Annotated in this window: 9 protein-coding genes; 3 read left to right on the forward strand and 6 right to left on the reverse strand. The window is 69.1% G+C overall.

Going from position 1 to position 13,789, the window contains the following annotated elements:
• Both ACZYZ3_RS08675 and ACZYZ3_RS08680 read left to right on the forward strand, forming a co-directional pair.
• Positions 1–826, forward strand: an 826-nt coding sequence (locus ACZYZ3_RS08675; protein ID WP_463963425.1) for an HNH endonuclease, incomplete at its 5' end; no start/stop codon positions are given.
• A 108-nt stretch (positions 827–934) separates the two neighbouring features.
• Entirely contained in the window at positions 935–1,999 is a 1,065-nt protein-coding gene (locus tag ACZYZ3_RS08680) for an alpha/beta hydrolase (protein WP_463963426.1), read from the forward strand.
• A gap of 77 nt (positions 2,000–2,076) precedes the next feature.
• On the opposite strand, the gene ACZYZ3_RS08685 is transcribed toward ACZYZ3_RS08680, so the two are convergent.
• The 5 genes from ACZYZ3_RS08685 to ACZYZ3_RS08705 all read right to left on the reverse strand — a co-directional run bounded on the left by ACZYZ3_RS08685 (position 2,077) and on the right by ACZYZ3_RS08705 (position 8,928).
• On the reverse strand, positions 2,077–3,885 hold the full coding sequence (locus ACZYZ3_RS08685) for a gamma-glutamyltransferase family protein (RefSeq protein ID WP_463963582.1): 1,809 nt from the start codon (positions 3,883–3,885) through the stop codon (positions 2,077–2,079).
• A gap of 100 nt (positions 3,886–3,985) precedes the next feature.
• Complete coding sequence (locus ACZYZ3_RS08690; protein WP_463963427.1) at positions 3,986–4,114, reverse strand: MFS transporter small subunit; 129 nt, start codon at positions 4,112–4,114, stop codon at positions 3,986–3,988.
• Position 4,115: 1 nt separating this feature from the next.
• Positions 4,116–5,510 carry an OFA family MFS transporter gene (locus ACZYZ3_RS08695; RefSeq protein WP_463963428.1) on the reverse strand — a complete coding sequence of 465 codons (1,395 nt, stop codon included), beginning with the start codon at positions 5,508–5,510 and terminating at the stop codon, positions 4,116–4,118.
• 179 nt (positions 5,511–5,689) lie between these two features.
• Positions 5,690–8,176, reverse strand: coding sequence for a Tex family protein (locus ACZYZ3_RS08700; RefSeq protein ID WP_463963583.1), 2,487 nt, complete (start codon positions 8,174–8,176; stop codon positions 5,690–5,692).
• A 137-nt stretch (positions 8,177–8,313) separates the two neighbouring features.
• Positions 8,314–8,928: an SOUL family heme-binding protein gene (locus tag ACZYZ3_RS08705; protein WP_463963429.1), complete on the reverse strand. Its 615-nt coding sequence runs from the start codon at positions 8,926–8,928 to the stop codon at positions 8,314–8,316.
• A gap of 196 nt (positions 8,929–9,124) precedes the next feature.
• On the opposite strand from ACZYZ3_RS08705, the gene ACZYZ3_RS08710 reads away from it, so the two are divergent.
• Positions 9,125–12,751 carry a TM0106 family RecB-like putative nuclease gene (locus tag ACZYZ3_RS08710; RefSeq protein WP_463963430.1) on the forward strand — a complete coding sequence of 1,209 codons (3,627 nt, stop codon included), beginning with the start codon at positions 9,125–9,127 and terminating at the stop codon, positions 12,749–12,751.
• Positions 12,752–12,948: 197 nt separating this feature from the next.
• On the opposite strand, the gene ACZYZ3_RS08715 is transcribed toward ACZYZ3_RS08710, so the two are convergent.
• Positions 12,949–13,746, reverse strand: coding sequence for a triose-phosphate isomerase family protein (locus ACZYZ3_RS08715; protein ID WP_463963431.1), 798 nt, complete (start codon positions 13,744–13,746; stop codon positions 12,949–12,951).
• Positions 13,747–13,789 lie beyond the last annotated feature (43 nt).

The raw sequence follows: 13,789 nt of genomic DNA on the forward strand, positions 1-13,789 counted from the left end.
CGCGGCCGTCGGTGCGGGGTCCGCGGGCGGGCCTGCCGCGGCGGCGGCCACCCACTCCGCCGGAGCCGCCACCGAAGCCAGCCCCTGGGCCGACGGCGGCAAAAACAGCGGGAATGACGGCGGGGATGTCCCGCTGGACCTGCGTTCACGCCCGCAGAAACTCCTCGACGGCCTCGTCGGCGCCGCCAAGGCCGCTCTCGCCGCCGGCACCCTGCCCGCCGCCGGAGGACTCCGGCCCCAGGTCATGGTCACCATCGACTACCGCGACCTNGGCGACGCAGGCCTGCAGGGCGGCGCCGGCCTGCAGGGCGCCGCAGGCCTGCACGGCGACGCAGGCCTGCAGGGCGGCGCCGGCGGTCCGTTCCACCCCGCCCAGGCGATGGAGCACACCGGAAACCTGCTCTTCACCGGACCCGTCACCGCCTCCACGGTCCGGAAAATCGCCTGCGATGCGGACATCATCCCGGTCCTGCTCGGCAGCGAGGGCCGGATCCTGGACATCGGCCGGACCTCACGGGTGTTCCCGCCGCACATCCGCAAAGCCCTCACCGCCCGCGACCAGGGCTGCGCGTTCCCCTGCTGCACCATCCCCGCGCCCTGGTGCGAAGCCCACCACATCTCCTACTGGTCCCGCGGCGGAACGACCGGCACAGACAACGGCGTGCTTCTCTGCTCCCACCACCACCACGTGATCCACAAGGAACACTGGACCATCCAGGTCCGCACCGGCATCCCCTGGTTCATCCCGCCACCCCACATCGACCCACGCCAAAAACCCCGACGCAACTACTACTTCCGCGCCGCAGACCTCAACACTGCAGCCTGAACCCACGGCCGACAAAGGTCGCGGGCCGGCAGCGGGCAAAAATGATCAAGGGTGGCGTGCGGACATTCCATGATCCAGATATCTCGATCATGGAGATAACATCGAACTGTGAAGGATGCCAGGCCGGAGGACCCCGGTAACTCCAGTGGTGCCGCTCAGTCGGAAGATCCGACGGAAGCCACCGCAGTCCTGGCCTGGGCCGGCGTCTTCGCTGCTTTGGCGCTGATCGTGGTCCCGCTCTGGATGTTGCTTGGCAACAGCGCAGTCCTCGGCGGCCATCCCGCGCTGCCCGTCCTGCTGGGGGCAACCATCGTGCTGGGCCTCGTCTGGATGTTCAGACTGGTCAAACGCTCGACTCTGCTTCAGCGCGGGGGCCTGCACAACCACCAAAACCTGACTAAACACCAACGGCCACAGCGCAAGGTGTCACGCCGGCAACTGCTCCGCGGCCTCGCGGGCCGGTTTGTTCTCCTGGGCCTCGTCGCCGGTCTCGCGTGGCTCAGTCCGTTTACATACCAGCCGGGCGGTACTGCCGGCCAGGCCGTGGGGACAGCCGGGACCACAAGGACGAGCACCACCGAAAACGCCACCACCATCACCCTCGCCCCGCAAGGCAAGCCCAGCGCGGGCCTCGTCTTCTACCCAGGGGCGCGGGTTGATGCGCGCGCCTACCAGGACATCCTGCGCCCGCTCGCGGACGCAGGCTATCTGGTCGTCATCCTGAAAGTGCCTCTCGGCATCTCCCTGCTGAGCACAGGCCAGGCAAGCGGAGCCATGGACCGGCATCCCGAGATCACCTCCTGGGCCGTGGGTGGCCACTCGCTGGGAGGCGTGAGCGCGTCCGCCTTCGCGAAGTCGAACCCCAACGTCTCCGGGCTCCTGCTGTTCGCCTCGTACCCCGCGGACAACATGGCGGGTTCCGGCGATCTCTCGGTGCTCTCCATCTCCGGCTTAAACGACGGCCTCACCACCCCGGACAAGATCGCCGCGTCGAAGCCCCTGCTACCGCCGGCCACCATCTACGCAACAGTGGAAGGCGGCGTGCACGCCTTCTTCGGAGACTACGGTGAGCAACCCGGCGACGGCGAACCGGGCATTTCCGGCGAACAGGCTCAACAGCAGATCGCCGCGGAGTCGGTCCGCTTCATGGACCTGCTCGTGGCGGCCGGCTGAACGGAGAGGGCCAGGCCCAGAAAACCTCTACAGCAAACGGCTGCAAGCGGCGAAATAGGATCCAACAACTCCCCGCGCTAACGCCCCGCGGCGTACCCCTGCGCACCGCGCGGATTGGCCGCGGCCTGCAGGACCCCGGTCTCGGGATCCCGCACGACGGCGGACAGCCGCCCGAGCGCCCATCCGCCGGCCCGGGTGACGACATGACCGCGGCGTTCGAGTCCCGCGATGACGTCCTCCCCCAGCCGGTCCTCGACGACGGCACCGCCGGGCTCCCAGGTGCGCGGCCAGAACGACCCGGGCATCGACGTCGTATGGAAGGTGGCGGCGTCGATCGCCTGCTGCGGCGAGTATCCGCCCACGATGGTGCGCAGCAGGTACGGCAGTTGCCATTGGTCCTGCTGGTCGCCGCCGGGCGAACCCAGCGCGGTCACTGCGCGGCCGTCCCGCAGAACGAGAGTGGGTGTCAATGTGGTGCGCGGGCGTTTGCCGGGCGTCAGCGTGGAGGGTGTGCCGGGCTCCAGCCAGGTCATCTGCAGCCGGGTGCCAAGACAGAAGCCAAGCTCCGGGATCGCCGGGGAGGACTGCAGCCAGCCTCCGGATGGCGTGGCCGAAACCATGTTGCCCCAGCGGTCCACGACGTCGATGTGGCACGTATCGCCGCGGGTCTCCCCCGTCGGCGCCACGGTGGGTTCCCCGGCGCCGAGTCGGGCCGCGGAGGCCGCGGACGCATCCCTCGCCAGCGCCGGCGGCGTGTACTCGGTGCGCAGGGACGGCAGATACGGCTCGCGGCCGGGCACAGAACCCGGCCGGAAATCGTGGGACGCCCGGTCCGTGATCAAAGCCCGCCGGCTGGCGCAGTAGTCAGCAGAGAGGAGGTACTCCAGCGGCACGTCCGTGTCGCCGTAGTACGCTTCGCGGTCCGCGAGCGCCAGCTTCTGGGCCTCCAGGATGGTGTGCGCCCCGAGCTCGGTGGACGGGTCGAGGTACTCGTCGTCGAACCCCTCGAGCAGGGCGAGCGTTTGAAGCAGCGCCGGGCCTTGGCCCCACGGCCCCGTCTTGGCGATGGTGTGCCCCCGGAACTCGACGGTGGCTGCCGGCTCGTAGCCCGCCTCGAACCCCGCGAGATCCTGCAGCGTGAGGACACCACGGTGGTCCGTGCCGGAGGAATGCCGGTGCGGGGTCTGGACGGAGTCCACCATGGCCGTGGCCACGAAGCCCTCACGCCATTCGCGGCGGGCCGCGTCGATCCTGTCCCCGCGGGACTGCCCAACCGGGGTCCCGCCTGGAGCGACAACCGGAGAGCCCGGCGGACCCGCCACTCCGGCGTCGACGAGCCGCTGCAGGGTCCGGGCGTAGGCCGGGTTCCGGACCAGCTCCCCCTCGGCCGGGATCCGTCCGCCGGGCATCCAGAGTTCGGCCGAGGTGGGCCAGTGTGTCCGGAACAGCTCCGCCACGGCCGCGATGGTTGTCCCGACCCGGCCCAGCATCGGGTGCCCGTCGCGGGCATAGCCGATCGCGAAGGCCAGCACCTCATCCAGGTCCCAGGTCCCGTGGTCGCGCAGCAGCAGGAGCCAGGCGTCGACGGCGGCTGGCACCGCGGCGGCCAGCGCCCCCGAGCCCGGCACCAGTTCCAGACCTTCGGCGAGATAGTGCTCCACGGTAGCTCCGGCCGGGGCCGGGCCCTGGCCCATCAGGACCACCGGCGTGCCCGGGGCCTCCGCGGTGACGAAGACGCCGGTCATGTCCCCGCCGGGCCCATTCAGGTGCGGCTCGACGACATGCAGCACGAACGCTCCCGCCGTCGCGGCGTCGAACGCGTTACCGCCGCGTTCGAGCACGGCCTGGGCAGCCGCCGTCGCCAGCCAGTGCGTGGACGCGCTCATCCCGAACGTGCCCTGCAGCGTGGGACGGGTGGTGAAGGTCTCCGGGGGCGTGAACGCCGCGGGAGCAGCGTGTGCGGTTGCCACGGACCCTTCAGCGGTGTCAACCAAACAGGGCCGCCACTCGGGTCAGGGTTTCGTAGACGCCGTACCCCAGAGGCACGCCGACCAGCGCCCAGGCGGCGACCAGCTTCCCGGTGGTCGGTTTCACCGATGTCTGTGCTGTGCTCATCTCAGGCCTCCATGGCGGGTTCTTCGGCCCGGACGGTGTCCGGGCGTGGTTCGTGGAACCGGGCCTCGACCGGCTTGACCAGCAGGTTGGCCACAAAGCCGATGACCAGCAGCCCCACCATGGTCAGCAGCGCCGGCTGGTAGGACGCGGCGGTCAGCTGGCCGGGCTTGCCCTGGGCATCCAGGAACGCGTTGACGATGAGCGGCCCGGCGATCCCGGCCGCGGACCACGCGGTGAGGAGCCGGCCGTGGATCGCCCCGACCTGGAAGGTGCCGAAGAGGTCCCGCAGGTAGGCCGGGACGGTCGCGAAGCCGCCGCCGTAGAAGGAGATGATGACGAACGCGAGCGCCACGTAAAGGAAGGTGCTGGTGGAGCCGGCGAGTGCCAGCACCGTGTAGAGCACGGCGCCGGCCCCGAGGTACATCATGTAGATGCGCTTGCGGCCGGTCACGTCCGAGGTCGCGGACCAGGCGAAGCGGCCGGACATGTTGCCGATCGAGAGCAGGCCGACGAAGCCGGAGGCGACGGCGGCGCTGACCAGGGACACGCCGTCGGACTGGCGGAAGAAGTCCTGGATCATCGGGGCGGCCTGCTCCAGGATGCCGATGCCGGCGGTGACGTTGCAGAAGAGGGCGATCCAGACGAGCCAGAACTGTCGGGTCTTGACGGCGTTCTTGGCGGAGACGTTGTCGGTGGTGACGAGTGTGGCGGCCTTGACCTTGGCCGGGTCGAAGCCGGCCGGCTTCCAGCCCTCGGCCGGGACCTTGATGGTGAAGGCGCCGAACAGCATGTAGGCGAGGTACACGACGGCGAGGGTGAGGAAGAGCTTGCCGACGGAGTCGCCGCTGGCCACCCAGCCCTTAGCCGCGGAGTTGGGGTCGTACATTTTCAGCAGCGCGGTGGAGACCGGGCTGGCGATCAGGGCACCGCCGCCGAAGCCCATGATGGCCATGCCCGTCGCGAGGCCCGGACGGTCGGGGAACCATTTGATCAGGGTGGAGACCGGCGAGATGTAGCCGATGCCCAGGCCGATGCCGCCGATGAAGCCGTAGCCCAGGTAAACGAGCCAGAGCTGGCTGCTGAAGATGCCGAGCGAGCCGATCAGGAAGCCGCTGGCCCAGAACATCGCCGAGGTGAACATCGCTTTGCGCGGGCCGTTCTTATCCACCCACGTGCCCATGATGGCGGCCGAGAGGCCCAGCATCACAATGGCGATCGAGAAGATCACGCCGATCTCGGTCAGGCTGGCACCGAAGTGCTTCACCAGCGCCGTTTTGTAGACACTCGTCGCGTACGCCTGGCCGATGCACAGGTGCACGGCGAGCGCTGCGGGCGGCACCAGCCACCGGTTGAATCCGGGTGGGGCAATCGTTCGGTCTCGGTCCAGCCAGCCCATGAGTGCTTCCCTTGCTTGTCGAAGACGTCGGTGTCCCAACGGCGTAGAGGCGGGGGCCCCAACGGCGTAGAGGCGGGGGCCCCAAAGTGGGCCGTTGCCTCCGGCAATCATGGTGCAAATCGACAGCAAACGTACTACTTATGCGACGAGCGGCAGGAAATCCGCGATGAACGGTGGGTTTACTTGCCGAGTCCGGCCTTCCGCAGCGCCTCGGCCATGGCCGTGTTGGCCGGCGCCGGAGCAGGCGCCGTTTTCTGCGGCTGCCTGGCGGGAGTCCTCCGGTCGGGTGCCGGCTTGCCGGACGGCTGGCCCGACGGCGAACTGGAAGGCTGCTTGGTCGGCGCCTGCTTCGACGGGGCCGACCTGGTCGGGGCCTGCTTCGACGGGGCCGGCTGAGCCGCCTGTCGCGCGCGGTCCGGCCGGTCAGCCGCACGTCCACCGGCACGGGAGCCGCCGGCGGCCGATCCGGCGGCCGCCGGTTCGTCGTCGAGCCGCAGCGTCAGCGAGATGCGTTTCCGCTCCGGATCGGCCTCCAGCACCTTGACCCGCACCACCTGGCCGGATTTGACCACTTCCCGTGGATCGGAGACGAAGCGGTCGGCCAGTGCGGAGACGTGCACCAGGCCGTCCTGGTGCACCCCGACGTCGACAAACGCGCCAAACGCAGCGACGTTGGTCACCGTCCCCTCCAGCACCATCCCGGGCCTGAGGTCCGAGATCTTCTCGATGCCCTCCGCGAACGTCACCGCTGTGAAGGCCGGACGCGGATCACGGCCGGGCTTCTCGAGTTCGGCGATGATGTCCTGCACCGTGGGCAGGCCGAAGGACCCGTCGACGAAGTCCTGCGGATTCAGTGCGGCATAGCTTCCCGCGGCCGGGCCCTTCCCGCCGGCGGCGGCCTTGATCCTGCGCGCCACCGGGTATGCCTCCGGGTGCACGCTGGACGCGTCCAGCGGCTCCGCTCCCCCGCTGATCCGCAGGAAGCCGGCGCATTGTTCGAACGCCTTTGCCCCGAGCCGGGGCACCTTCTTCAGTTCGCTGCGTTTGTTGAACGGGCCGTGCTCGTTCCGGTACGCCACGATGTTCTCGCTCAGCAGCGGCCCGACGCCGGCCACCCGGCTCAACAGCGCCGGGGAGGCGGTGTTGACGTCCACGCCCACCGCGTTCACGCAGTCCTCGACGACGGCATCGAGGCTGCGGTCGAGTTTGGCGGCCGTGACGTCATGCTGGTACTGCCCGACGCCGATCGACTTCGGCTCGATCTTCACCAGCTCGGCGAGCGGATCCTGCAGGCGCCGTGCGATGGACACGGCACCCCGCAGGGACACGTCCATGCCGGGCAGCTCGGCGGAGGCCAGCGCCGAGGCGGAATACACCGAGGCGCCCGCTTCGGAGACCACAATTTTCTGTGGTTTGGCTGTGCCTGACGAAGCGGCAGCGCCGGGCGCCGTGAGCTGCTTGAGCAGGTCCGCGGCGAGCTTGTCCGTCTCCCGGGACGCGGTGCCGTTGCCGATCGCCACAAGTTCGACGTGGTGCTTCCGTGCCAGGTCCACCAGCGTCCGCAGCGCCTCGTCCCACTTCCGGGCCGGGGCGTGCGGGTAGATCGTGTCCGTCGCCACCACCTTGCCGGTGCCGTCCACTACCGCGACCTTCACGCCGGTGCGCAGTCCCGGGTCCAGGCCCAGGGTGGCGCGGTTCCCGGCCGGTGCGGCGAGGAGCACGTCCCGGAGGTTGGCGGCGAAGACCCGGACTGCCTCGTCCTCGGCGGCAGCGAACATCCGGCTCCGCAGGTCGGCGGTCAGCCGGGCCAGCACCCTCGAGCGCCAGGCGAGCTGCGCGGTCTGCAGCAGCCACGCGTCGGCGGGCCGGCCGCGGTCCGCGACCCCGAGGAACCGGGCCACGGCGGCTTCGTACCGGCCGCGCGCGGCGGTGAGGGCGGCGTCGTCGTTCGGTTCAGCCTCGGCGAGATCCAGCTCCAGCACCCCATCCTTCTCGCCGCGCAGCAGCGCCAGGACACGGTGCGAGGGCATCCCGGACGGCTGCTGGGAGAACTCGAAATAGTCCTTGAACTTCTGCCCCTCGGCGTCCTTGCCCTTCTTTACGCGGGACACCATCCGGCCCTGCGTCCAGAGCCGCTCCCGCAGCGTGGCGGCCAAGTCGGGGTCCTGCGCGACGCGCTCCACCAGGATGGAGCGGGCGCCGGCGAGCGCGGCGGCGGCGTCGCCGATGGAATGCTCGGCGTTGAGGTACCGGTCGGCTTCGCGTTCCGGCTCCAGCTCCGGCCGCTTCAGCAGGGCGTCGGCGAGCGGCTCCAGCCCGGCCTCGCGGGCGATCTGCGCCTTGGTCCGCCGTTTGGTCTTGAACGGCAGGTAGATGTCCTCCAGCCGCGACTTCGTGTCGGCGCCGACGACGGCGGCCTGCAGTTCCGGAGTGAGGGCACCCTGCGCGGCGATCGCTTCCAGAACGGTCCGGCGGCGGTCCTCCAGCTCGCGGAGGTAGCGCAGCCGCTCGTCCAGTTCACGGAGCTGGGCGTCGTCGAGCGTCCCGGTGGCTTCCTTGCGGTACCGGGCGATGAACGGCACGGTGGAGCCGGCGTCGAGCAGGTCCACGGCCGCCTTCACCTGCCAGGCCTGCACGCCGAGCTCGGCGGCGATCTGGGCGGCGATGCCGGACTCCTGCGTGTGCGGGGCCTGGGACCGCGGGGCCTGGGGAGCCTGGGACCGGGCGGACGGAGTCCGGGGCGGCGGTGCGGAGGCTGAACTGGCGGGGCGCTGCGGGAGTTGGGTCACCCTGCCATTTTGCCTTACCCGGGTCCGGGGCCGGTCCCGCCCGACTCGGAAAGAGGCTCCTGCACGTCCTGGACTACCTCGTTGCGGCGCAGGAACCACGGTTTGAACGGCGGATCAAACCGGGCGAATCGTGGTGGCCCCACCGGCGTCAGCCCGGCCAGCACCAGTGCCGCCTGGAGGCCGGTGTTGCGCCGGTCAAAAGCAGCTTCCGAGCCGCTGCCCGAGAACTGCAGAACCGCCGCCAGGGATCCGGGCATGGTCCGGAGCCTGACCTGGGGGTTCGCCGGGACCGGGGCGGCCTCCGCCGTCAGGCCAGCGGGGAGCACAAAGGAAACCACAAATTCAGCGGCTTCGTCTTTTCCCGGCAGCGGACCGCTCTGGAGCACCGGGGCGGTCATCGCCAGCTTCTGCGCCGGACCGGGCTCCTGGATCACCGGGGCCGTCATCGCCAGCTTCTGACGGGCGTTGTTGCTGCCGCTGATGTAGTTGAACAGATCCCGGAAAGCGGCATTCCCGGCCCGGTCGAATGTCGCGTTGACCTGCCTTTCGGCCACAACGTACGCGGGATAGCGGCGCAGCTCGAAGTGCGCAAAGCGCTGGACGAGTTCGTAGGGTTGCTGTTCGGTCATGGTCCTCAGACCCTACGCCGATCCTGCGCCGGGAACCAGCGGTATTTTGCCGGTTCCTGGTGGCTGGTTGGTGGCTGGTGGTCGGTAACTTGTCAGAGGGCTTTGATAGCTTGAAGAACAGAAGGCCACGTTCGGCTGGCGGCCTCTCTGGGCCAGCAAGCCGTTACATGCGCGGCACATCAACATCGGGGGCACAGTGTTTTTTCTTGAACCGGAAGTAGCCGGTACCGCACAGGACCTGGTTTTCTCCGCGAGCGACCTCGTCACGGCCGCCGGCTGTGAGTACCAGCTGCTGCGCAAACTCGACGAGAAGCTCGGCCGCTCGCCCAAGGCTGCGTTCGACGCTGATGAGATGCTTCAGCACGCCGCCGTGTTGGGTGACCGCCACGAGCACAAGGTCCTCGACGGTTTCGTTGAGGAGTTCGGACACTGGGATCCGGCCTCCGGGCGCGGGGTGTACGACGTCGTGCCGGCACCAACCATGGAACGCGCCACCCTGCTGGCCAAGCACCGGGAATCCCTCGACGCCCTGCGCTCCGGCGCCGACGTCGTATTCCAGGCCGCCTTCTTCGACGGCCAGTTCCACGGCCGCTCCGACTTCCTGGTCCGCCAGGCCGATTGCAGCTACGCCGTCTTCGACACCAAACTGGCCCGGCACGCCAAGGTGACCGCGCTGCTCCAGCTTGCCGCCTACGGCGATCAGCTGCTCAAGGCCGGGATACCACCGTCCCCGGCGGTGACGCTGGTTCTCGGCGCCACGGTCCCGCGCCCGGGCGGCGGCTTCGAGTACGTCCGCAGCCACCACAAACTCGCGGAAATCCTGCCGGTCTTCCGCGAGCGGCGGGACCGCTTCCTGACGCTGACCTCTTCGCATCTGGCGCAGCCCGGCACCGTGCAGTGGGGCGCGCCCGGGCTCAGCGCCTGTGGCCGCTGCGACTACTGCCAGGAGCAGGTCCTGGCCACCGATGACCTGCTGCTCGTGGCGCGGATGAACTCGGCGCAGCGCAAGGCACTCCATGGACGGAACATTTTTACGGTCAGGGAGCTCGCGGAAGCCCGGCTTCCAGGGGCGAACGGTGCCCTGCTGCGCCTGCAGGACCAGGCCCGGATGCAGAGCGGCATCGGCCCCGCGGACGGGGAAGTCCGGTACGTCAAGGACGGTGAAGAGCACACCATCCGTTTTGGGGTGATCCCGGAAAACACGCTCGCCGAACTGCCCCCGCCCAGCGCGGGCGACATTTTCTTCGACTTCGAGGGCGATCCGCTGTGGCAGGAAAGCACCACCGGGGTCTGGGGACTGGAGTACCTGTTCGGCGTCATCGAAGCGCCGACGGGTTCCGGCGACCCGGGGGTGTTTAGGCCGTTCTGGGCACACAGCCGGGAAGCGGAGAAGCAGGCCTTCCTCGATTTCCTCGACTACGTGGAAAAACGCCGGCAGGACCACCCGGACATGCACGTGTACCACTACGCGGCGTACGAGAAGACAGCGCTCCGGAAGCTCTCCGTGCTGCACGTGGCCGGCGAAGACATCGTCGACGAGTGGCTGCGCGAGGGGCTCCTGGTGGATCTCTACCAGAGCGTCCGCAACAGCATCCGGATCTCCGAGAATTCCTACAGCATCAAGAAACTCGAGCCTCTCTACATGGGGACAAACCTTCGCTCCGGGGATGTGAAGGACGCCGGCGCCTCCGTGGTTGCCTACGCCCACTACTGCGACGCGCGCGACGACGGCCGGGCTGAGGAAGCGGCCACGATCCTGGCGGGGATCTCCGCCTACAACGAATACGACTGCCTCTCCACACTGGAGCTCCGGGACTGGCTGCTCGGGCTCGCGCGTGCGCGCGGCATCAAGCCGGCCGGGGACGCAGTCGGCGCTGCTTCCGCAACCACGCCCGACGGTGCCGGCGACGTCGCGGACATTGCGGCGGGCGCCGGGCCGCGTACCGCTGACCGGGACCCGCTGGAAGCGGCGCTGGCCGGGCTGGCCGATGCCGCCGTCGGGCTGTCCGAGGATGACCGGAAAGCGGTTTCCATGCTGGCCGCAGCTGTCAGCTATCACCGCCGGGAGCGCAAGGCGTTCTGGTGGGCGCACTTCGACCGCTGCGAGAGCGGCCCCGACACGCACGAACGGGACCGGAATGTTTTCCTCGTCGAATCCGCCGAGATCCTCGACCACTGGCAGCAGGCAGGCAACAAGCTTCCGGAGCGGCGGGTCAAGCTGACCGGAACCGTGAGTCCCGGGTCGGACCTGCGCGAGGGCAGCAAATGGTTCCGCATGTACGCGCGCCCGCTTCCCGCCGGGCTGGTGGGGACCGGCAAGGACGGAACCGGACGGAACGGATGGTTCAGCACCGAGGTCTTGGAGTTGGGAGATGAGTGCGGCAAGGACACCGTCATCATCCGGGACAGGCTGCACCGGAACATTCCGCCCCACAACGACCTGCCCATTGCACTGACCGAGGACCAGCCGCTCCCCACCACGAGCCTCGAAGCGGCGCTTGCAACCCTCGCTGAGACGACGGCCGCTGGCTTGGGGTCTGGATCGATCCCCCACCATCCTGCACTTGACCTCATCCGGCGCCTGCCGCCGAGGCTAACCACCGGAGCATCCCTGCCGCAGCCCGGCGAGGGTCCGGACCGCTTCATCGACGCCATCAATGCGGCGGTGCTGGCCCTTGACCACTCCTACCTGGCCGTCCAAGGGCCGCCTGGAACCGGCAAGACCCATGTGGGATCGCATGTCATCGCCCGGCTGGTGGCCCGGGGCTGGAAAGTCGGCGTCGTCGGGCAGTCCCATGCGGTGGTGGAGAACCTGCTGAAGACCGCCGTGACCAAGGCCGGCGTCGACCCGTCCCTGGTCGCCAAGGAAGTAAAACACACGGAGCCGCTCCCTTGGGGGCAGCGCTCTGTGAAGGACGTTGCGCGGCTGCTGGGCTCGCCGGGCGGGGCGCTCATCGGCGGGACCGCCTGGACCATGACGGGCGCCAACGTCCCGGCGGGGTCGCTGGATCTGCTGGTGATCGACGAGGCCGGGCAGTTCTCGCTGGCCAATACCCTGGCCGTGGCGCAGGCCAGCAGCCGCCTACTGCTGCTCGGTGATCCCCAGCAGTTGCCGCAGGTCAGCCAGGGCGCGCACCCCGAGCCCGTGGACGAGTCAGCCCTGGGCTGGGTGTCGGCCGGTCATGCCACGCTGCCGCCGGACCTGGGCTATTTCCTGGCCGACTCGTGGCGGATGACGTCCGAGCTGTGCCGCGCCGTCTCCGAACTCTCCTATGAGGGCAAGCTGCGCTCAGCTCCGGCGGCGGACCTCCGGCGGCTCGAAGGAGTGCCGGCCGGGATCGAAACTGTCATGGTGGAGCACAGCGGAAACGTCACGTCGTCGACCGAGGAAGCCGCCGAGGTCGTCCGCCAGGTGCGGCGCCATCTGGGGCTGGGCTGGCACTCGGAACAGGGCACCCGGCCGCTGGCCGTGGCGGACATTCTGGTGGTCGCCGCCTACAACGCCCAGGTCAACGTGATCCGCGACGCGCTGGATGCCGAGGCCCTTATCGGTGTCCGGGTGGGAACCGTGGACAAGTTCCAGGGCCAGGAGGCCGCCGTGGTGATCGTGTCCATGGCATGTTCCGCGGTGGCCGAAGCTCCGCGCGGCATGGAATTCCTGCTCTCCCGCAACCGGATCAATGTTGCGGTGTCCCGCGGCCAGTGGCGCGCCGTCGTGGTCCGCGCCCCCGGGCTGACCAACTACCTCCCCGCCCACCCCGAGGGCCTGGAGCAGCTGGGCGGATTCATCGGGCTGTGCCAGCGGTCGGTCGCCGCCAGCTAGACGGGACATGCCCATCCTTCGCGCTCCCACCGCGGGAGATGCCCATTCTTCCTGGCCAAGCCCGCGGGACATGCCCATTCTTCCTGGCCAAGCCCGCGGGACATGCTCATTCTTAAGCGCGAACAGTGGGCAGAATGGCATTCTGCCCACTGTTCATCGCTGCGGCTGGACATGTCCACCGGGAACTGTGACGTGTTTCAGCCAGCCTGGCGTGTTTCAACCAACAGAAGTGCCTCATCGAGCACGGCGCCGAAGTTCGCGGGGTTGTGCGCGAACCGGCCCAGGAAGAGGCCGGAAACGCCGTCGAGCCTGGGCAGGAGCCCGGGCTTGGCCGAGCCGCCGTAGATAACCGGCAGATTATCCAGTCCGGCGGCGGCGAGGTGGCCCCTGAGCCGCCGGACGACGTCGGACACGTAACCCGCCCCCGCGGGCTCCGCCGCACCGATGGCCCAGACGGGTTCGTAGGCGATGACGAGCCCGGCCGCGAGCTCCCAGTCGCCCTCGACGGCCGACCGGATCTGGCGGTACACAAATTCAGCGGCGCTGGCGGCAATTCCGCCGTCGGGCTCTCCCACACAGAGCAGGGGCGTCAGCCCGGCTCCAGCCGCGGCCCTCACTTTGCGGGCAATCATGGCGTCGTCTTCGCCGAAGTGCTGGCGGCGTTCCGCGTGCCCTATTTCAACGAAGCTGACTCCGAGCTCGGCAAGCATGGACGGGGCCACTTCCCCGGTCCAGGGTCCGTCCGCCCAGCCGCAGTTCTGCGCACCAAGCAGCAGCGGCGAACCGCGCAAAAGCCCGGCGGCCGCCGGCAGGAGCGGAAACGACGGAATCACGAACGGGACAACCCGCCCGGCCGCGAGGGCCGGACGGGTGTCCACTTCGTGGCGCAGTTGCTCCAGCCATTCCAGGCTGTCCTGGTAGCCCAGGTACATCTTGGTGCTGACGCCTACCAGGATGCTGCCGCTGGTGGTCTGGCTGGGGTGGAACTCCTGCATTGTTGGTGCTTTCTGCTCGACCAGCTAACTTCGCTGATGCGCT

The organism is Pseudarthrobacter linnaei, assembly GCF_055412825.1.

Coding starts and splice junctions, on each gene's coding strand:
- ACZYZ3_RS08685 (WP_463963582.1), bottom strand. CDS start 3,885: ATGAGCGCGTCCACGCACTGGCTGGCGACGGCGGCTGCCCAGGCCGTG.
- ACZYZ3_RS08690 (WP_463963427.1), bottom strand. CDS start 4,114: ATGAGCACAGCACAGACATCGGTGAAACCGACCACCGGGAAGCTGGTC.
- ACZYZ3_RS08695 (WP_463963428.1), bottom strand. CDS start 5,510: ATGGGCTGGCTGGACCGAGACCGAACGATTGCCCCACCCGGATTCAAC.
- ACZYZ3_RS08705 (WP_463963429.1), bottom strand. CDS start 8,928: ATGACCGAACAGCAACCCTACGAACTCGTCCAGCGCTTTGCGCACTTC.
- ACZYZ3_RS08715 (WP_463963431.1), bottom strand. CDS start 13,746: ATGCAGGAGTTCCACCCCAGCCAGACCACCAGCGGCAGCATCCTGGTA.